Consider the following 18,418-nt stretch of genomic DNA (forward strand, 5'->3'; position numbering starts at 1 on the left):
GACTCTCTGGAATGAACCGTAGCCTGATCTTCGACAGCCCGTTCCTGCTGGGCTTCGAGCACACCCGAAGCCTGATCGAGCGGGCGGCCAAGGCGGCCGCCGAGAGCTATCCCCCCTACAATGTGGAGGACCGCGGCGACGGCGCCCTGCGCATCACCCTGGCGGTGGCCGGCTTCTCGCCCGACCAGCTCGGCGTGACGATCGAGGATCGGCAGCTCGTCATCGCCGGCAAGCGCGATGCGGGCGGAACGGCCAGGTCCGAAGACGCCTTCCTTCATCGCGGCATCGCCGCGCGGGGCTTCGTCCGGAGCTTCGTCCTGGCGGACGGGATGGTGGTCGAGGCCGCCACTCTGGAGCACGGCCTGCTCCACATCGACCTGGCCCGGCCCGAACCGGAGAAACGGGTTCAATCGATCCCGATCCGGACCGTTGGCTGAGGTTCATCGAAGTCTTGCTACAACGGACGCCGGAATTCCCCGGGTCCGACCAAAAGAAGGGCGTGCTGAACCCGCCGCCCTTCGGAGCGTTGAGTTTCACGGAGGTGGTCATGATGACGCCTGTTCTTACGACTGAAGCCTTTGCCGCGCTGGGCGCGCCCAATCTCGTCTACGTGCGGCCGATCAAGGCCGCAGAGATCATCGCGTCCACGCCCGCGGCCCAGATCCAGAGCTTCGAGCTGGATCCCGAGCAGACCCTCTACGCGGTCCACCGCGCCGACGGCGAACGCCTCGCCGTCCTCACGGACAAGGACGCCGCCATGGCCGCCGCCCTCGCCCACGAGTTGGCCCCCGTCTCGGTCCACTAGGCGAGCGGCGTCAGCTCCGTACGGAGACGCCGGCCGCAAGGCCGGCGTTTTCGTCTGCGGCCCCTCCCATCCACTCTCGCACTCTCGTTTGTCATCCCGGTTTTGGCGCAGCCAAAGACCGGGACCCAACCATCCGGCGCTCTGAACTTGCCAGCATGGCCCTGACCGCCCGAGCCGCCTCCCACCATCGACACACCCGACGGTTGGGTCCCGGTCTTGGGCTGCGCCCAAACCGGGATGACAAAGGGGATGGGTGTTTGCGGCTTTACGCCGCCGGCCGGTGGGCGTCCTGCACCAGGAGCGCATGCACGGCATCCGCCGTCCGCGCCTTGCGCAGTTGCTCGCGCAGGTCGCCCTGGCGCAGCAGGCGCGAGACGCGGGCGAGCGCGCGGAGGTGATCGGCGCCGGCGTCCTTCGGAGCGAACAGCGCGAACAGCAGGTCGACCGGCTGGTCGTCCACCGCCTCGAACTCGACCGGAGCCTCCAGGCGCACGAACACGCCGCGCATCCGCTCCAGGCCCTCCAGCCGCGCATGCGGCACCGCCACGCCGTGGCCCACGCCGGTGGAGCCGGCGGCCTCGCGCTCGGCCAGCGCGTCCAGCACGCCGCCGGCGTCGAGCCCGAAGTTGCGGGCCGCGATCTCGGCGATCACCGCCAGCGCCTTCTTCTTGTTGCCCGCGCTCACGCGCGTCGAGATCGCGGTGCGATCCAGCAGATCACCGATGTTCATGGTCTTGAAGAACTAACCCCAATCCGCAGGCGCGGCCGCGCCGTTGGCCTGATTGCACCTAGTGCGCCGGTCCCTCGCCGGAACCGTTGGCGCCCGCCTTCGTCCGCTCCGGATCGATCCAGCCGATGTTCCCGTCGGGCCGGCGATATACCACCGAAAGGCCGCCGTGCGCGGCGTTCCGGAACACGATTGTTTGAGCCTCGGTCAGGTCCAGTTCGAGGACCGCCATGGAAACGGTCATCTCCCGCACCGGCTTCTCGGTCTCGGCGATGATCATCGGCTCGGGGAAGGCCTGGCCGTCCGCGCCGTCGTCGAGGTCCGGGTCGTCGTCCTCGCTCGCGGCGATGATGAAGTAGGCGGCGCTCTCGGCCTGTTTGGCGCTGGCCGCCAGCGAATGGTCCTTCAGCCGGTTCTTGTAGCGGCGGATGCGCTTGGACATCTTCTCCAGCGCCGCGTCGAACGCCAGGTGCGCGTCACCGCCCACGCCGTGGGTGGTGAGCTGCTGGCCGGACGCCAGCGTGACCGCGCAGTCCACCTTGAAGGCGGTCCCTTCGCGGCTCACGACCACGTCGGCGCCGCCGCCGTCGCGATCGAAATATTTCAGGATCGAGGTGGAGAGTTCGTCCGAGACCCGCGTCCGCAGGGCCTCGCCGACATCGACATGTTTGCCGGTGACCTGGACTTGCATGCCGATGACAACGCGCCGGGCCGCGGAAGGTGTCAAGCCGGCGAGATCACGGCCCAGAAATGCACGAACATCCTGACGATAATGTGAGCGGCGGCCACCAGGATCGAGGCGCTGACGACGGCGATCAGATAGCCCAGGAGCGCGATCAGCCCGTCCCGCTGGATGAGCGCGAACGACAGCGCCGAGACCGCCAGCGCCGGCAGCATGTTGCCTCCCGGGATCGGCAGGATCAGCACCAGCGCCAGCACCAGCACCACGACCCCGATCAGCCGCTCGCCCACCGGCCCGAACATGAACGCGAGCCTCGGCTTCGACACCGCCTCGACCTTGCGCAGCGCGCCCACCAGCCGGGGCAGGCCCTTCTTCAGGTCGGAGGTGGAGATCGTGCGATGCCGGATCCCGTCCGGCAGCCAGGGCGCCGCCGCCCCGATGATGAGCTGCGGCGCCAGCAGCACCAGCGGGAAGCCGAAGATCGTCGTGGCGCCCGGCGGCAGCGGCAGCAGGCAGGCCAGGCCGAAGACGAACAGCAGCGCCCCGATCGCCCGGCCGCCGAAGAGCTGCGTCAGCTCCGCCACCGAAATGCGCTCGCCCTCGTGATAGGCGACGTCCGCCAGGACGGCGGACAGGGGGCGCTGAATCTCGGGTGACTCGGGCATCGGCGTTCCATCTGGCGCGTCTGCGAAGCCGAGCCAAGTGGCGGAACGCGTTTTATGACCGCGCAGGTTCCCCGAGCCGACGGCGGGGCTTCCCCTCCCTAGGGGCAGGTTCGCTACGCCTCGGCCCATGAACGCCCCCGGCCCGACCCTGGAGCTCCTCCGCGTCACGAACGGCGACGTCGAGATCGCCGCCGACGTGGCCGGCCCCGCCGACGGCGCGCCGGTGATCCTGCTGCACGGCGGCGGCCAGACCCGCGGCGCCTGGGGCGGGGCGCTGGCCGAGGGCGCCCGGCGCGGGTTCCGGATGGTCAGCGCCGACCTGCGCGGCCACGGCGAGAGCGGCTGGTCGCCCGCCGCCGACTACGGCATGGCCGCCCACGCCTCCGACATCCGCGCCCTCGCCGATGCGCTGCCGGCGCCGCCGTTCCTGGTGGGCGCCTCGCTGGGCGGCATGGCCAGCCTCAGCTACGCCGCGCTCGGCCACCCGCTGGCGGGCCTCGTCATGGTGGACATCGCCCCGACCGTGAACACGGCCGGGACCGACAAGATCCTGGCCTTCATGCACAGCGCCCCCGAGGGCTTCGCCAGCGTCGACGAGGCCGCCGACGCGGTCGCCGCCTACCTGCCGCACCGCAAGCGCCCGAAGGACACCTCGGGCCTGCTGCGCAACCTGCGCCTGAAGGGCGGCCGCTACCACTGGCACTGGGACCCGCGGATGTTCGGCGAGGGCCGCCGGCCGCGCGACACCGACGGCCTGCGCGACGCCGCCCGCGGCCTCGCCGTGCCGACCCTGCTGGTCCGCGGCCGCCTCTCCGACGTGCTCAGCCAGGAAGGCGTGGACGACTTCCTCGGGCTCGCGCCGCACGCCGAGTTCGCCGACATCGCCGGGGCCGACCACATGGTCGCCGGCGACCGCAACGACGCCTTCAACGACGCCGTCTTCGCCTTCCTGCAACGCCACGCCGGCCGCTAGCCGCAGCGCGGGCCGCCAATCGAGGACAAGCCTAGAGCATCGTGCCGAAAAGTGACGGCCGGTTTTCGGCGAAAACGATGCGAAATCCAAAATCTAGAGCCCGGTGCGTGATTCCCGAATCACGCACCCCGCTCTAGCGCAGGCCGGCGCAGAAGGCGGGGGCGTCGGCGGCCTGGCAGAAATCGGGCCGCGTGCCCGAGGTCCTCCAGTAGGCCACCAGCCCCTTGCGTTCGAGCAGCGGAAGGTAGCCCGGGTCATGCCGCAGGCCGGCGACCAGGGGGTTGAACAGCAGTTGGCCGCCGTCGGGGCCATAGCGGTCCATCAGCCGCGAGACGGCGGCGAGCGCCTCGTCCGGACGGCCCATCAGGGCCAGCAGCAGCGCCGGCCGTTCCTCCAGCATCGGCGGGCGCGCCTTCCACCCGTCCAGCGACGGCGCGGCGGCCAGCCGTCGGATCGCGGGCAGAAGGGCGGCCATCCGCGCCCGGTCCCCGGCGGCCACCGCGTCGAACGCATCGGCCATCGTGCGCTCGGTGTCCGTCTCGGCGTCCTCCCGGATCAGCCGCGCGGCGCCGGCCCAGTCGCGGCGCGAGATCGCGGCGTCCAGGCGCGCGAACGCGATCCACGACTTGTCGCCCCAGGCGGCCTCCACCGTGCGCAGCACCTCCTGCGCCCGCGCCGGCTGGCCGTCGAAGAACCAGGCGTGGGCCAGCGAAAGCTGTTCGCTGCCGCCCGCCTCGATGTCGATGGACCGCTGGTACTCGCCCAGCGCCTCGTCGACGCGGCCCACGTCCATCAGGAAGTCGCCGTAGTCGCGGTGCTCGCAACTGCAGTCGGTGTTCGGCGTCGAGATCGCCTTCTTCAGCAGGGCCTCGACCTCGGCGTAGGGCGTCCCCGGCGGTTGCAGCCACGACATCACGCGATAGGCGGAGCTGGATCCGGGGTTCAGCGCCAGCGCGCGTTTCGCCGCCTCCAGCCCCTGCCGGCGCAGGGCCGGCGCGTCCTGCGGCGCCGCCCCGAACGCGGCGCTGCCGTAGGCGTAGGCCATCTGCGACCAGCCGGCCGCGAACCGCGGCTCCTCGCGCACCAGGTTCGCGGCGATGTCGATTCGGCGGCGCGCCGTGCCGCCGCCGCAGAGTTCGAAGTGCATGCTGCGGGCATGCCGCCCGATCCGCCGCCCGTGCTCGGCCAGGGGCACGAGGCCGCAACGCAGGAAGCCCGAGACGCCCACCGCCACCTGGGTGGCGCTGCGCAGGCTGTCCTGTGCGGTATCCTGCGACCAGGACCGCAGCCGCTGGCCCGACCGGTCCTCCAGCCACATCGCGTAGTGCAGCCGGTCGCCGGCCCGCGACACCGCGCCGTTCAGGGTGAAGTCGGCCCGGCCGCCGTCGACGATGTCGATGATCTTGTCGCTGTCGAACGCCGCCTCGATCTGGTGCTGCAGCACCGTGGGCAGGTCCTTCGGCGCCGCCCCGTCCAGCGCGCGGAACGCGCCGATCGCCAGGGTGTAGCTCCGCGGCTCGGCCGGCCGCAACGCCATCCAGGCGACCGCCACCGCCACGACGACGAGGCCGGCCCCGATGGCCAGGGCCGCCCAGCGGCGGCGGCGCGCCGGGTCCGGCTCGGGCCCCGCGATGGGCTTCGGCTCCGGGGCGCCTGCCGGTTCGCGGGCCGGCGCCGTGGCCGCGCCGGTCTCGTCCAGCCGGTAGCCGACGCGGCTGATGGTGGTGATCTCGAAGCCGCCGCGGGCCGCCGCCAGCCGGCGCAGGGCCTGGATGCAGCGGTTGATGGCGTCGTCGCCGACGATCCGGCCGTCCCAGCAGGCGAAGACCAGTTGCGCGCGCGACACCACCTGCCCGCGGCTGCGCGCCAGCACCACCAGCACCTTCATGACCCGCGGCTCGAGCGCCTCGGCGGCGCCGTCGCCCGCCACGACCTCGCGGGTCGGCGGCCGCACGGTCAGCCCGCCCAGGACGAACGGCGGCTCGTCCGCGAGATCGGCGGGACGCTCCGGCATCTAGGCTCGCAACAACGACGCTACGCGCAAGGGAAGCCCATCCCACCCGCCTACAAGGCCCGCACTACGCCTATGCGGTTCCTGCCCGGCTGTCGATCCGGCGCCGGCGCTGGGCATGAGCCCGGAAACGCCGCATGCTCCTCGCCGGGCGCCTCACGCCGCGAAAGACGACAGTCGATGATCGAACCCCATCCGTCCGGCGGCTACATCCTGGAGGAACTGCGCGTCGGGATGACCGCCGAGAAGCGCGTGACCGTGACCGAGGCGCGGATCGCGCAGTTCGCCGAGGCGTCGGACGACTTCAATCCGGTGCATATGGACGCGGCGTTCGCGGCGCGGACGGCGTACCGCGGCCGGATCGCCCACGGGCTGCTCTCGGCGTCGTTCGGCTCGGCGGTGGTGGGCGTCATCCTGCCCGGGGCGGGGGCGATCTACCTCGGACAGACGCTCAACTTCCACAAGCCGGTCCGCATCGGCGACGTCGCCGTCGCCCGCGTCACGGTCGCCACGATCGACGAGGCGGCCGCCCGCGTCGTCCTGCGCTGCGAGGTCCACGTCGGCGACGACCTGGTGATGGACGGCGACGCCACCGTCCGCGTCCCCCGCCGCCGACGCCCCGCGAAGGCGGACTAGGGGACCGATCGAAGCCGGGTTCCAGACCCGGCGACGAATGGGGTTTCGTCCTAGTAGACCACCACGGTGCGGATGCTCTCGCCGGCATGCATGAGGTCGAAGGCCTCGTTGATGCGGTCCAGCGGCAGGCGGTGGGTGATCATCGGGTCGATCTGGATCTGGCCGTCCATGTACCAGTCGACCACCTTCGGCGTGTCGGTGCGCCCGCGCGCGCCGCCGAAGGCCGTGCCCTTCCAGACCCGCCCCGTCACCAGTTGGAACGGCCGCGTGGCGACCTCCTTGCCCGCCTCGGCCACCCCGATGATGATGCTCTCGCCCCAGCCGCGGTGGCAGGCTTCCAGCGCCTGGCGCATCACCGTCGTGTTGCCCGTGGCGTCGAAGGTGTAGTCCGCCCCGCCGTCGGTCAGTTCCACCAGGTGCGCCACCAGGTCCTTGCCGCCCAGCCGGTGCGGGTCGACGAAGTGGGTCATGCCGAACCTGCGGCCCCAGTCCTCGCGCTTGGGCTGGATGTCGACGCCCACGATCTGGCTCGCGCCCACCATCCTCAGGCCCTGGATCACGTTGAGCCCGATGCCGCCCAGGCCGAACACGATGCAGCGGCTCCCCGCCTCGACCCCGGCCGTGTTCACCACCGCCCCCACGCCTGTGGTCACGCCGCAGCCGATGTAGCAGGCGGTGTCGAACGGCGCGTCCTTGCGGATCTTCGCCACCGCGATCTCGGGCAGCACCGTGTGGTTCGAGAACGTCGAACAGCCCATGTAGTGGAAGACCTGCTGGCCCTTGTACGAGAACCGGCTGGTCCCGTCGGGCATCAGCCCCCTGCCCTGCGTCGCCCGGATCGCCGTGCAGAGGTTGGTCTTCCGCGACAGGCAGCTTTTGCACTGCCGGCATTCCGGCGTGTAGAGCGGGATCACGTGGTCGCCCACCGCCACGCTCGTCACGCCCGGCCCCACCTCCACCACCACGCCCGCGCCCTCATGGCCCAGGATCGACGGGAACAGCCCCTCCGAGTCCAGCCCGTCCAGCGTGTACGCATCCGTGTGGCACACCCCCGTCGCCTTGATCTCCACCAGCACCTCGCCGGCCCGCGGACCCTCCAGGTCCACCTCCACGATCTCCAGCGGCTTCTTCGCCTCGAAGGCGACCGCGGCGCGGGTCTTCATGCGGGGATCCTCGACTCTCTGGCGCGCGTCTTCAGGGCGGCGCAGCATTTCCTAGGGCCCGATCGCAGGGAAGTCGACCTATGGATGCGTCCGCCCCGCCCCCCGCTGCCCCGGCCCCGACCTTACCGGCGCCGTGCGCAAGGCCTACATCCTGCAATACGCCCCCGAAGGCGCCGAAGTCGTCCTCCCCGACGGCCAGCGCATCCCCCAGGACGACCCGACCGCCAGTTCCCCGTCCTCCAGGACGGCCGCTAGCGCACCCCACCCTACGAACGTCATCCCCCGGCTTGTCCGGGGGACCCATTGGGCTGTGATCTGGGAGTCACGGGCAGCGGCTCAAGCCTTCGGCGGCTTCGGCCTCGACCTGCGCGGCGGCCGAATCCGCGGCCCACCGCGCGGCCCCAACGGCGGCGGGCGCACGTCGCGGTGATAGGGCTGCAACTCCGCGCCCGCCCGCGCCAGCTCGGCCGCCAGCCCCTCGCGGTACAGCTTCGGCATCAGCCGCCCCTTGCGCGCGAACAGCGCGCGCCGCGCCGCCGTCCCCTGCGCGATGCTCATCCGCATGTCGCCGACCTCGTCCACCACCCGCTCGGCCTCCATGCCGAACATGAAGCCCCGCCACCCGCACGCCTCCACGAACGCCAGCCGGAAGCCCGGGCACTTCCGCACCCGCGAGTACAGCGCCTTGGCCGAAGGCGCCCCCGGCGCCCGCACCGCCGCGCTCACCGACGCCCCGTCCCGCACCGCCTGCAACAGCCCCGCCAGCGCCGCCGCCGGAACCCGCTCCCGCTGCCCGCCGCGCCCGCGCCTGCGCCCCTTCAGCGCCCGCAAGGCGTCCGCATACGACCGCCGCGACTCCGCCAGCCCCGCCCGCACCTCCGCCACCCGCGCCCCGAACTCGGGCACGACGTTCATCCACCGGAACACCGTGCAGTACGCCGGCATCCGCGGATCGGCCGTGATCGCCTTCACCGTCTCCCCCTCCGCGATCCGCGCCAGGATCAACCGCCCCATCGCCCACGTGAACGCCGTGTCCTTGTCCCCCGCCGCCTTGTCCATCGGCGGCACCGGCCACTCGCGGGCAGGGCGGCGATAGTCGAAGGGCTGGGTCATGGGCCCACGCTGCCAGCCCCCTACGTCAGAACCGGACGTTGACGCTCGCCTCAATGTTCGCATTATGTTCTTACCTCCCCCGCGCAGCGGCGGGAGGGGGACCGTCCGCCGAGCCCGGCGCCGCCGGGCGTAGAGCGGATGGTGGAGGGGGCGAGCCGCCGGCACGATATGCGAAACCGCCTGATCACCAACCGCGCCCGAACGCTTCGCAAGGCGATGAGCAGCGCCGAGGTCATCCTCTGGACCCGCCTGCGCGGTCGCGGCGCCGACAAGCCCACCTTCCGCCGCCAGCACCCCTTCGGCTCGATCATCCTCGACTTCTACTGCCCGTCCGCCCGCCTCGCCGTCGAGGTCGACGGGCGCACGCATTGGGACGATGCGGCCCGCGAGAAGGACGCCGCCCGTGACTACTGGCTCGGGACCCAAGGCATCGAGGTCATGCGCATCGACGCCTCACACGTCTACCGCGACCTCGCAGACGTCGTGGACGGCATCCTCCGCCGCGCGGAAGAGCGCCGCACCTTCCTCACCTCCCCCGCGGAGCGGCGGGAGGGGGACCGTCCGCCGAGCCCGGCGCCGCCGGGCGTAGAGCGGATGGTGGAGGGGGCGAGCCGCAAACGCTGAGCCAGCCGCCGCCGATCAGCCCGCCGAGCCTGAGGTTCGCCCCCTCCACCACTCGCTCTTCGCTACGCTCGGCGAGCGGTCCCCCTCCCGCCGCTTCGCGGGGGAGGTAGAACAGCATCCTTCAGGATGTCGCGGTGATAGGGCTGGATCCGTCGAACGGCTGGGTCATGCGCCGAAGGCGCCGCGCACGTGCGTCGGAAGCGGACGCAGCGATCAGAACGCCGGACCGTTCAGCGAGCCCTGCGCCGGCGCGGCGGCTCAGGTTCCACGGAGGCGGCGACCGGCGGCAGCACGAGCGCGGAAAATGACCTGGCGATCAGGCCATGCGTGCGCCTGAACCTCGCGCGCGTCAGTCCATAGGCAAGCGCCGCGATCGCACTGCACCACACCGCTGTGACCAGAGCGACGGTCTCGAGAAGATGGTCGGCGTTCATCTTATACCTCTCAGCCTGCCCGCAAGGGCGCGCAGCCTGGCGGCGCGCGCCGTCTCGTCGCTCGCCGCAATGGTCGTCTGCGTCCTTCCTATCCCGAGGACGCCCAGAGAGAAAGCGCCACCGATCAACGCATAGATGGGTCCTGCGGCGCCGCCTGTCACCACGATGCTCAGGATCGCGGCGCCCGTCACAGCGACAGCGACCGGAAAGCCGCTTCGATCGATCAGTTCGACCCGGCTCTGGGCGCCTCGCGCGACCTCCTCCAGTTCATCGGCTATGGCGTCGAGCACGTCCCCGACGAACTCCCTGAAGTTCGGGTCGTTCTCGGCGCGCATCAATCGGACGAGCTCCGTCCGGGCGGCGAAGTCGTCGAACAGGCGGATGAAACGCCCGGATGGAAGTTCGCTCTCTTCGCCCATATAGGCGGCCCGGGCGCGCGCGATGAACGTCGCGGCCGGGCTCACAGGCGCCGCGCGAGGCTGAACGAGATCGGTCTGGGGTGGTCAGGCACAAGCATTCCCGAAGCCGGCTCCGACACCATGTTTGACCGCGCCGGCTCTCATATGCACGCCGATTCTGCGGTTTGCCCGGCTCGGCGGCGAGCATCCTTCAGGATGGTCTCCCGCTCTTGAACCCATGGCTGATGGCGAGCCTGAGGGCTGAGCCGTCCCGGTTTCGCCGCAGGCGAAGACCGGGACGGCTCAGCAAGAACCCCGCCGGCGTCACCGCCAGCGGGGCTCCCCAAACTCACCAATTCAGCCGCTAGCGCCCGCGCTCCCGCGCCGGCGCCCGCCGCCTCAGTACCCCTGGATCCGCGCGTAGCGGTCCCGGTGGAACGCCTGGTTCCCGAACGCCGCCTCAGCCGCGCGGGCGCGCTTCAGGTAGAAGCCCGCGTCGTGGGCGTCGGTCATGCCGATGCCGCCGTGCATCTGCACCATCTCGTTGGAGATCAGGTGGAAGGTGTCGCCCATCTTGGCCTTCGACAGGCTCACCAGCTCGGGCACGTCGGGGCTGTCGTTGTCGATGGCGGTCAGCGCCGCCTCCACCGCCGAGCGCGCCAGCTCCAGCTCGGTGAACATCTTGGCCGCCCGGTGCTGCAGCGCCTGGAACGAGCCGATCACCTGGCCGAACTGCACGCGCGTCTTCAGGTAGTCGAGCGTGACGTCGAACGCCTGGTTGGCGGCGCCCAGCATCTCGGCGGCCAGGCCCGCGCGCACGCGGTCCAGCACCTTGTCCAGCAGCTCCGCGCCGCCCGAGAGCTTGTCGGCGGCCGCGCCGTTGAACTCGACGTTGGCGGCGCCGCGGCTGTCGGCCAGGTTCAGCCTGGTGCGCTTCACGCCGGCGTCGTCGGCCTTCACGAGGTAGAGCTCGACCTTGCCGCCTTCCTTCGCCGAGACGACGAAGACGTCGGCCGCCATGCCCTCGATCACGAAGCTCTTCCTGCCGGTCAGCTTGCCGCCGGAGACCGTGGCCTCGACCTTCTCGGGCTTGTGGTGCGGGCCCTCGTCCACCGCCAGCGCACCCACCGCCGAGCCGTCGGCCAGCTTCGGCAGCCACTCGCCCTTCTGCGCGTCCGAGCCGCCCAGGATCAGCGCCGAGGCGGCGCCCAGGCCCGACGCGATCAGCGGCGAGGCCGTCAGCGTGCGGCCGAGCTCCTCCAGCACCAGGCCCAGGCTCAGGTAGCCGAAGTTCGAGCCGCCGTACTCCTCGGGGATGATCACCCCGGCCCAGCCCATCTCGGCCATCTCGTTCCAGGCGGCGACGTCGTAGCCCAGTTCGGCCCCGCTATCGCGCATCTTCCGGAACGCGGTCACCGGGGACTTCTCCTGCACCCAGCTCTTCGCGGCGTCCCGCAGCATGCTCTGTTCTTCGGTCAGTACGGCCATTTCGGTTCTTCCTCTCAATCTCGGTGTGCGAGGCGGCTCCGCGCCCGCTGGTTCTCAAATCTCACCCGCCCCCTCTGAACGTCATCCCCGGCCTTGTGCCGGGGATCCAGACGCGCCGGCCTCGCAGTCGATTCTCCGACGGCGGCGCTTCTGGATGGCCGGGACAGGCCCGGCCATGACGAGCGTGAGAGGGATCGGGTCGTCCGGGTCATCTCACTTGTTTTGCGTAAGGTCAGGCAAGCCCAGGATGCGCTTGGAGACGATGTTCGACTGCACCTCCTGGCTGCCGCCGAAGATCGTGAAGGCCTTGCCGTAGAGCCAGGCGCGCACCGTCTCCAGTTCGTCGCGCTCGAAGGCGTCGCCCTCCCAGCCCAGGCCCTGGTGGCCCATGATCTCCAGGGTCAGCTCGTGGCGCTCCTGGGCCAGCCAGGTGCCGGCGTTCTTCATGATCGAGGTGGCGGCCGACGGCCCGGAATTGCCCTTGCTCTCGGCCATCGCGCGGAACGCGGTCTGCTGGAAGACCTTCGTCTCCATGCTGTTCCTGATGATCCGGTTGCGCAGGTCCTGGTCGTCGATCCGGCCGTCTTCGTCGACGCCCACGTATTTCTTGGCGAGGTCGGAGAGCGACGGGCCCATCATGCCCCCGCCGCCGCCCATGCCCGAGATGCCGCTGCGCTCGTGCTGCAGGAGGCGCTTGGCGATGGTCCAGCCGCCGTTCAGCGGCCCGACCAGGTCCTTCTTCTCGGCCCGCGCGTCGGTGAAGAACGTCTCGGCGAACGGCGACTGGCCGTTGATCAGCACGATCGGCCGCACCTCGACGCCCGGCTGGTGCATCGGGAACAGCACGAACGAGATGCCCTCGTGCTTCTTCGACGTGTCGGTCCGCACGAGGCAGAAGATCCAGTCGGCGTATTGGGCTCCGCTTGTCCAGATCTTCGACCCGTTGATGATGAAATGATCGCCCTTGTCTTCAGCTTTCGTCGCCAATGCCGCAAGATCAGATCCGGCGCCCGGCTCGCTGAAACCTTGGCACCACTGAAGATCGCCGCGACAGATCGGCGGAATGTGCTCGTTCTTCTGCGCCTCGGTGCCGTATTCCAGAAGCGTCGGGCCGAACATCATCACGCCCATGCCGCCGATGGGGTTGTAGGCGCCGGCCCGGGCGAACTCGCCCTGCACGATGCGCGCCTCGGCCGGCGAGAGCCCGCCGCCGCCGTAGGCCTTCGGCCACGTCGGCGTGCCCCAGCCCTTCGACCCGACCGCCTTGCGCCACGCCTCGTGGTCCGCCGACGGCGAGTCCGCCCGGCCCTCGCCCGTCATCGGGTTGGGCTTGCCCTTCAGCGAGGCGGGGAAATTCGCCTCGACCCATTCCCGGACCTCCTTGCGGAAGGCGTCCAGGTCCGTCCCACCAAAATCAGCCATCTGAAAATAGTCCCTTATTCTCAATATTTTGAACGTCATCCCCCGGCTTGTCCGGGGGACCCATTGGGCTGTGAGGCGCCGGTGGAGCGCCGGCGTCGATGCCGCGGGTCACCACCATCTCACAGCCCGATGGGTGGCCCGGACAAGCCGGGCCATGACGAGTTTAGGATGAAGTTCTACCCCTTCTGCGTCGCCTCCGGCAGTCCGAGAATCCGCTTGGAGACGATGTTGAGCTGCACCTCCCACGACCCGCCGGCGATGGTGCCGGCCTTGCCGCGCAGCCAGGCGCGCGTCGCGCCCAGTTCGTCGGCGCCGAACGCCTCGCCGTCCCAGCCCAGGCCCTGCGCGCCCAGCAGTTCGACGGTCAGCTCCGCCTTGTCCTGCCGCACCTTCGAGCCGACGTTCTTCAGCACCGAGCTCGCCGCCGACGGCCCCGCGTTCGACCGCGCCTCCTCGGCCGCCCGCCGCCCGGTGAGCTGGAACGCCCGCTCCTCCATCAGGTGGTCGGTCAGGCGCGAGCGCAGGTCCGGGTCGGCCAGCCGCCCGTTGTCGTCGAGCCCGACATAGGCCACCGCCTTCTCCTGGATCGGCGCCCCCGGCGTCACGCCCGGCGCGCCCATCTGGTTCGCCCCCGAGATGCCCTGCCGCTCGTGCTGCAACAGCCGCTTGGCGATGGTCCAGCCGCCGTTCAGCGGCCCCACCAGGTTCTCCTTCGGGACCTTCACGTCGGTGAAGAAGGTCTCGCAGAAGGGCGTCGTGCCGTTGATGAGGAGTATGGGCCGCGGCTCTACGCCGCCCGCCTGCATGTCGATCAGAACGAAGCTGATGCCCTCATGCTTCTTCGAGGTGTCCGTCCTGACGAGGCAGAAGCACCAGTCCGCGGTGTGAGCTCCGCTTGTCCAGATTTTTTGGCCGGAGACGATCCAGTGGTCGCCCTTGTCCTCGGCCCGGGTCTGCAGGCTCGCCAGGTCGCTGCCGGCGCCCGGCTCCGAGAACCCCTGGCACCAACGCAGCTCGCCCCGCACGATCGGCGGGATGTGCCGCTGCTTCTGCGCCTCGGTCCCGTATTCCAGCAGCGTCGGCCCGAACATCATCACGCCCATGCCGCCGATCGGGTTGTAGGCCCCGATCGCCGCCATCTCGTCCGACACCGCCCGCGCCTCGGCCTTGGAGAGCCCGCCGCCGCCATAGGCCTTCGGCCAGGTCGGCACGCCCCAGCCCTTGTCGCCCATGGCCTTGCGCCAGGCGTCCTGGTCGGGCGTCAGCTCGCGGCCCTCCGGCGCGCCCTTCCCCGCCAGCGCGGCCGGGAAGTTCGCCGAGAGCCAGGAGCGCACCTCAGTGCGAAACGCCGTCAGGTCAGGCCCGCCGAAATCCGCCATCCGCTTCGCCTCCCCTTCTTCCCTCTTTGAGCGTCATCCCCCGGCTTGTCCGGGGGACCCATTGGGCTGTGAGCCCGGGACGGAACCGCGGCGTCGACGCTGCAGATCATCTTCATCTCACAGCCCAATGGGTGGCCCGGACAAGCCGGGCCATGACGAGCGATTTTATGTTCACGAACTCTGCGTCGTATCCGGCAGGCCCAGGATGCGCTTCGACACGATGTTCGACTGCACCTCCTGGCTGCCGCCGAAGATCGTCCAGGCCTTGCCCGAGAGCCACGACCGCACCGCTTCCAGCTCGTCGCGCTCGAAGGCCTCGCCTTCCCAGCCCAGGCCCTGGTGGCCCATGATCTCCAGCAGCAGCTCGGCCCGCGTCTGGCCGATCCAGGTGCCCGAGTTCTTCATGATCGAGGTGGCGGCCGAGGGGTTCACATTGCCCTTGGCCTCTTCCCGCGCCCGCTCGATGGTCAGGCCGTGCGCGCGGCTGTCCATCTCGTTCTTCGCGATCCGCATGCGCAGGTCGCTGTCGGCGATGCGGCCGCTCTCGTCGAGGCCGACGTACGTCTTGGCGAGGTCCGAGGGCTTGGCGCCGCCGGTCATCCGCCCGCCGCCCTGGCCCGAACGCTCGTGCTGCAAGAGGCGCTTGCCCACCGTCCAGCCGCCGTTCAGCGGCCCGACCATGTCGTCCTTCTCGGCCCGCGCGTCGGTGAAGAAGGTCTCGCAGAACGGCGAGGAGCCCGCGATCAGCTTGATCGGCCGAGTTTCCACGCCCGGCTGATGCATGTCGATCAGCACGAAACTTATGCCTTCGTGCTTCTTCGTGGTATCTGTTCTGACGAGGCAGAAGCACCAGTCGGCATATTGCGCGCCGCTGGTCCAGATCTTCTGGCCGTTGATCTTCCAGTGATCTCCGGCGTCTTCGCACTTCGTCGTCAGCGACGCGAGATCGCTGCCGGCGCCCGGCTCCGAATACCCCTGGCACCAGCGCAGTTCGCCGCGCACGATCGGCGGGATGTGCCGCTGCTTCTGTTCTTCGGTGCCGTATTCCAGCAGCGTCGGGCCGAACATCGAAAGGCCCATGCCGACCATCGGGTTGTAGGCCCCGATGCGGTCCATCTCTTGGCTCAGCACCCGCGCCTCGGCCGGCGACAGCCCGCCCGCGCCGTATTTCTTCGGCCAGGTCGGCGTGCCCCAGCCCTTGTCGGCCATGCGCTGCTTCCAGACGCCGTGGTCGCCCTCGAACTTGAAGCCGCCCATCATGGCGCGCTCGCCCGACTTCACGTCGCCGCGCAGCGACTGCGGATAGTTCTCCTCGAGCCACGCCCGCGCCTCGGCGCGGAAGGCGTCCAGGGCGCCGCCGGAATCCGCCATCACCAGTTCCTCCTCAAGAGCGGTTCGGATACCGCTTCTTCTAAGACCCTACTTCGCGTCCGGAAGTCCGAGAACCCTCTTCGACACGACGTTGAGGTTGATCTCCGAGCTGCCGCCCTCGATCGAGTTCGCCTTGGACCGCAGCATCGAGCGCATGGCCGCCAGTTCGCCCTCGCCGAAGCCCTCGCCGTTCCAGCCCAGGCCGCCCTGGCCCAGGGCCTCGACGACCAGTTCGTTGCGGTCCTGGGCGATCTTGGCGCCGGCGTACTTGATGGCCGCGGCCAGGTTCGACGGCCCATTGCCGGCCTTGGCCTCGTCCTGCTGGCGGCGCACCGTCAACTGGAAGGCGCGGTTCTCCATCAGGTGCTCGGTGACGCGGCGGCGCAGGTCCGGGTCGGCCAGCCGCCCGTCGTCGCCCAGGCCCACGTAGCCCTTCGCCGCCTCGACCACCGTCGGCACGCTCGCCGCCCCGCCGATGTTGCCGGCGCCGAGGCTGGCCCCGATCCCGTCGCGCTCGTGCTGCAACAGCCGCTTGGCGATGGTCCACCCGCCGTTCAACGGCCCGAAGAGCTGGTCCTTGGGAACTTTGACGTCGGTGAAGAACGTCTCGCAGAATGGCGACGTCCCGTTGATCAGCAGGATCGGCCGCACCTCGACGCCCGGCGCCTTCATGTCGATCAGCAGGAAGCTGATGCCCTCGTGCTTCTTGGACGTGTCGGTGCGCACCAGGCAGTAGCACCTGTCGGCGTATTGCGCTCCAGAAGTCCATATTTTTGAACCACTTACGAGGAAATAGTCGCCCTTGTCCTCGGCCCGGGTCTGGAGCCCCGCGAGGTCCGACCCCGCCCCCGGCTCGGAGTAGCCCTGGCACCACCAGACGTCGCCCGAGACGATGCCGGGGAAGTGCTCCTGCTTCAGCGCCTCGCTGCCGTATTCCAGCAGCGTCGGGCCGAACATCGACACGCCCATGCCGCCGATCGGGTTGCGCGCGCCGATCCTGGCCATCTCCTCGGCCAGCACGCGCGCCTGCTCGCGGCTCAGGTTCCCGCCGCCGTACTTCGCCGGCCACGTGGGCGTGCCCCAGCCCTTGGCGCCCAGGGCGCGGCGCCACTTCAGCGCGTCCTCGCTCTCGGGCTTCGACTGCAACTTGGCGAGCTGGGCGTTGACGTCGTGCGCCAGCGCCTTCGGGAAGTTGGCCTCCAGCCAGTCCCGCGCCTCGGTCCGGAAGGCGTCCAGGTCGGATCCGCCGAAGTCGGCCATGGTATGCTCCTACTTGGGATCCGGCAGGCCGAGCACGCGCTTGGCCACCACGTTCAGGTTCACTTCCGAGGTGCCGCCCTCGATCGAGTTGGCCTTGGTGCGCAGCCAGCCGCGCGTGGCCACGATCTCCGGCGTCTCGAAGCCTGCGCCATCCCAGCCCAGGCCCTGGTGCCCCAGCGCCTCGATCATCAGCTCGGAGCGTTCCTTGGCGAGCTCGGCCGCGGCGTACTTGATGATCGACGTGGTCGCCGACGGCCCGTTGCCGGCCCGGCTCTCCGCCGCCGAGCGCGCGATCGTCTGGCGCAGCGCCTGGAAGTTCATCTTGTTCTCGGTGATCCGCTTCCTCAGGTCCGGGTCGTCGCCGACGCCGTACTTCGCCGCGATCGACGCCAGGTCGCCCGAGGCGCCGCCCGCCGTGCCCCCCTCGCCGAACCCGGCCGAGATGTTCTGCCGCTCGTACTGCAAGAGCCGCTTGGCGATCTCCCACCCGCCGTTCACCCGCCCGACCAGGTTCTCCTTCGGGATCCTCACGTCCGTGAAGAACGTCTCGCAGAACGGGCTCTCGCCCGAGATGAGCTGGATCGGCCGCGTCTCGACCCCCGGCGACGCCATGTCGATCAGCACGAAACTTATGCCTTCGTGCTTCTTCGAGGTATCTGTTCTGACGAGGCAGAAGCACCAGTCCGCCTTGTCGGCATAGCTCGTCCAGATCTTGCTGCCGTTGATCAGCCAGTGGTCGCCCTTGTCCTCGCATCGGGTGGCGAGGCCGGCGAGGTCCGAGCCCGCGCCCGGCTCGGAATAGCCCTGGCACCAGCGGATCTCGCCGTTCACGATCCTGGGCAGGTGCTCCTTCTTCTGCGCCTCGTTGGCGTACTCCAGCAGCACCGGGCCCAGCATCCAGATGCCGAAGGCCAGCACCGGCGGGCGGTATTCCGCCAGCGCCCGCTCCACCACCCGGGCCTCGGCCGCCGACAGGCCGGCGCCGCCGTATTCCTTCGGCCAGGTGGGCGTGGTCCAGCCCTTGGCCGCCACGCGCTTCATCCAGGCGATCTGCGGGTCTTCCGATCCTTCGAACGCACGCCCGCCCCAGACGGCCTCGGGATCGGTCCTGGCGTTCGGGTCCTTGAGTTCCGGCGGATACATCGCCGCCAGCTCCGCACGCACCTCCCGGGCGAAGGCGTCGAGCTCCGTGGCGCCGACGTCGGCCATACCGATCTCCCAAATCTGGACTGGACGCCCAAGATTAGCGCCCGCGGATCGCCGGGCA

19 protein-coding genes are annotated in these 18,418 nt (G+C 70.1%); 5 read left to right on the plus strand and 14 right to left on the minus strand.

Going from position 1 to position 18,418, the window contains the following annotated elements; all coding sequences use genetic code 11:
- Positions 1-11: 11 nt before the first annotated feature.
- Together KF737_RS12585 and KF737_RS12590 are read left to right on the plus strand one after the other, a co-directional pair.
- Positions 12-437, plus strand: coding sequence for an Hsp20 family protein (locus KF737_RS12585; RefSeq protein ID WP_296455011.1), 426 nt, complete (start codon positions 12-14; stop codon positions 435-437).
- A gap of 110 nt (positions 438-547) precedes the next feature.
- Entirely contained in the window at positions 548-805 is a 258-nt protein-coding gene (locus KF737_RS12590; RefSeq protein ID WP_296455017.1) for a DUF1150 family protein, read from the plus strand.
- 265 nt (positions 806-1,070) lie between these two features.
- On the opposite strand, the gene ptsN is transcribed toward KF737_RS12590, so the two are convergent.
- The 3 genes from ptsN to KF737_RS12605 are packed head-to-tail and all read right to left on the minus strand — an operon-like array spanning position 1,071 to position 2,879.
- The gene (gene ptsN, locus KF737_RS12595) at positions 1,071-1,535 is read right to left on the minus strand and encodes a PTS IIA-like nitrogen regulatory protein PtsN (RefSeq protein WP_296455021.1); all 465 of its coding nucleotides are present in this window, start codon (positions 1,533-1,535) and stop codon (positions 1,071-1,073) included.
- 58 nt (positions 1,536-1,593) lie between these two features.
- Entirely contained in the window at positions 1,594-2,223 is a 630-nt protein-coding gene (raiA, locus tag KF737_RS12600) for a ribosome-associated translation inhibitor RaiA (RefSeq protein WP_296455022.1), read from the minus strand.
- Between the two features lie 32 nt (positions 2,224-2,255).
- Positions 2,256-2,879, minus strand: a complete 624-nt coding sequence (locus tag KF737_RS12605; protein WP_296455025.1) for an exopolysaccharide biosynthesis protein — start codon at positions 2,877-2,879, stop codon at positions 2,256-2,258.
- 127 nt (positions 2,880-3,006) lie between these two features.
- Here KF737_RS12605 and KF737_RS12610 point away from each other — a divergent pair, with 127 nt between their 5' ends.
- Entirely contained in the window at positions 3,007-3,852 is an 846-nt protein-coding gene (locus tag KF737_RS12610; protein ID WP_296455028.1) for an alpha/beta hydrolase, read from the plus strand.
- A gap of 133 nt (positions 3,853-3,985) precedes the next feature.
- Here KF737_RS12610 and KF737_RS12615 read toward each other — a convergent pair whose 3' ends face one another.
- Positions 3,986-5,866 (minus strand): winged helix-turn-helix domain-containing protein, encoded by a 1,881-nt coding sequence (locus KF737_RS12615; RefSeq protein WP_296455031.1) that lies wholly within the window; start codon positions 5,864-5,866, stop codon positions 3,986-3,988.
- Positions 5,867-6,043: 177 nt separating this feature from the next.
- Between KF737_RS12615 and KF737_RS12620 the strand changes: the two genes are divergently transcribed.
- Complete coding sequence (locus KF737_RS12620; protein WP_296455034.1) at positions 6,044-6,499, plus strand: MaoC family dehydratase; 456 nt, start codon at positions 6,044-6,046, stop codon at positions 6,497-6,499.
- Positions 6,500-6,549: 50 nt separating this feature from the next.
- Here the strand turns inward: KF737_RS12620 and KF737_RS12625 are convergent, their stop codons facing one another.
- Positions 6,550-7,662: an S-(hydroxymethyl)glutathione dehydrogenase/class III alcohol dehydrogenase gene (locus tag KF737_RS12625; RefSeq protein WP_296455037.1), complete on the minus strand. Its 1,113-nt coding sequence runs from the start codon at positions 7,660-7,662 to the stop codon at positions 6,550-6,552.
- A 336-nt stretch (positions 7,663-7,998) separates the two neighbouring features.
- On the minus strand, positions 7,999-8,775 hold the full coding sequence (locus tag KF737_RS12630) for a hypothetical protein (RefSeq protein WP_296455040.1): 777 nt from the start codon (positions 8,773-8,775) through the stop codon (positions 7,999-8,001).
- A 168-nt stretch (positions 8,776-8,943) separates the two neighbouring features.
- Between KF737_RS12630 and KF737_RS12635 the strand changes: the two genes are divergently transcribed.
- Positions 8,944-9,399 carry an endonuclease domain-containing protein gene (locus tag KF737_RS12635; RefSeq protein WP_296455043.1) on the plus strand — a complete coding sequence of 152 codons (456 nt, stop codon included), beginning with the start codon at positions 8,944-8,946 and terminating at the stop codon, positions 9,397-9,399.
- Positions 9,400-9,629: 230 nt separating this feature from the next.
- Here the strand turns inward: KF737_RS12635 and KF737_RS12640 are convergent, their stop codons facing one another.
- The 8 genes from KF737_RS12640 to KF737_RS12675 all read right to left on the minus strand — a co-directional run bounded on the left by KF737_RS12640 (position 9,630) and on the right by KF737_RS12675 (position 18,360).
- Complete coding sequence (locus KF737_RS12640; RefSeq protein ID WP_296455046.1) at positions 9,630-9,833, minus strand: hypothetical protein; 204 nt, start codon at positions 9,831-9,833, stop codon at positions 9,630-9,632.
- Entirely contained in the window at positions 9,830-10,297 is a 468-nt protein-coding gene (locus KF737_RS12645; RefSeq protein ID WP_296455049.1) for a hypothetical protein, read from the minus strand. Before KF737_RS12645 ends, KF737_RS12640 begins: the two co-directional genes overlap by 4 nt.
- Before the next feature lie 333 nt (positions 10,298-10,630).
- The gene (locus tag KF737_RS12650) at positions 10,631-11,719 is read right to left on the minus strand and encodes an acyl-CoA dehydrogenase family protein (protein ID WP_296455051.1); all 1,089 of its coding nucleotides are present in this window, start codon (positions 11,717-11,719) and stop codon (positions 10,631-10,633) included.
- 213 nt (positions 11,720-11,932) lie between these two features.
- Positions 11,933-13,141 carry an acyl-CoA dehydrogenase family protein gene (locus tag KF737_RS12655; protein WP_296455054.1) on the minus strand — a complete coding sequence of 403 codons (1,209 nt, stop codon included), beginning with the start codon at positions 13,139-13,141 and terminating at the stop codon, positions 11,933-11,935.
- A gap of 176 nt (positions 13,142-13,317) precedes the next feature.
- A complete protein-coding gene (locus tag KF737_RS12660) occupies positions 13,318-14,520 on the minus strand; it encodes an acyl-CoA dehydrogenase family protein (RefSeq protein WP_296455057.1) in 1,203 nt (400 codons plus the stop codon).
- A 171-nt stretch (positions 14,521-14,691) separates the two neighbouring features.
- Positions 14,692-15,891 (minus strand): acyl-CoA dehydrogenase family protein, encoded by a 1,200-nt coding sequence (locus KF737_RS12665; protein WP_296455061.1) that lies wholly within the window; start codon positions 15,889-15,891, stop codon positions 14,692-14,694.
- A gap of 48 nt (positions 15,892-15,939) precedes the next feature.
- Complete coding sequence (locus tag KF737_RS12670; protein ID WP_296455064.1) at positions 15,940-17,151, minus strand: acyl-CoA dehydrogenase family protein; 1,212 nt, start codon at positions 17,149-17,151, stop codon at positions 15,940-15,942.
- A gap of 9 nt (positions 17,152-17,160) precedes the next feature.
- On the minus strand, positions 17,161-18,360 hold the full coding sequence (locus KF737_RS12675; RefSeq protein ID WP_296455067.1) for an acyl-CoA dehydrogenase family protein: 1,200 nt from the start codon (positions 18,358-18,360) through the stop codon (positions 17,161-17,163).
- Positions 18,361-18,418 lie beyond the last annotated feature (58 nt).

It is taken from the genome of Phenylobacterium sp., from assembly GCF_019636135.1.
Lineage (GTDB): Bacteria > Pseudomonadota > Alphaproteobacteria > Caulobacterales > Caulobacteraceae > Phenylobacterium.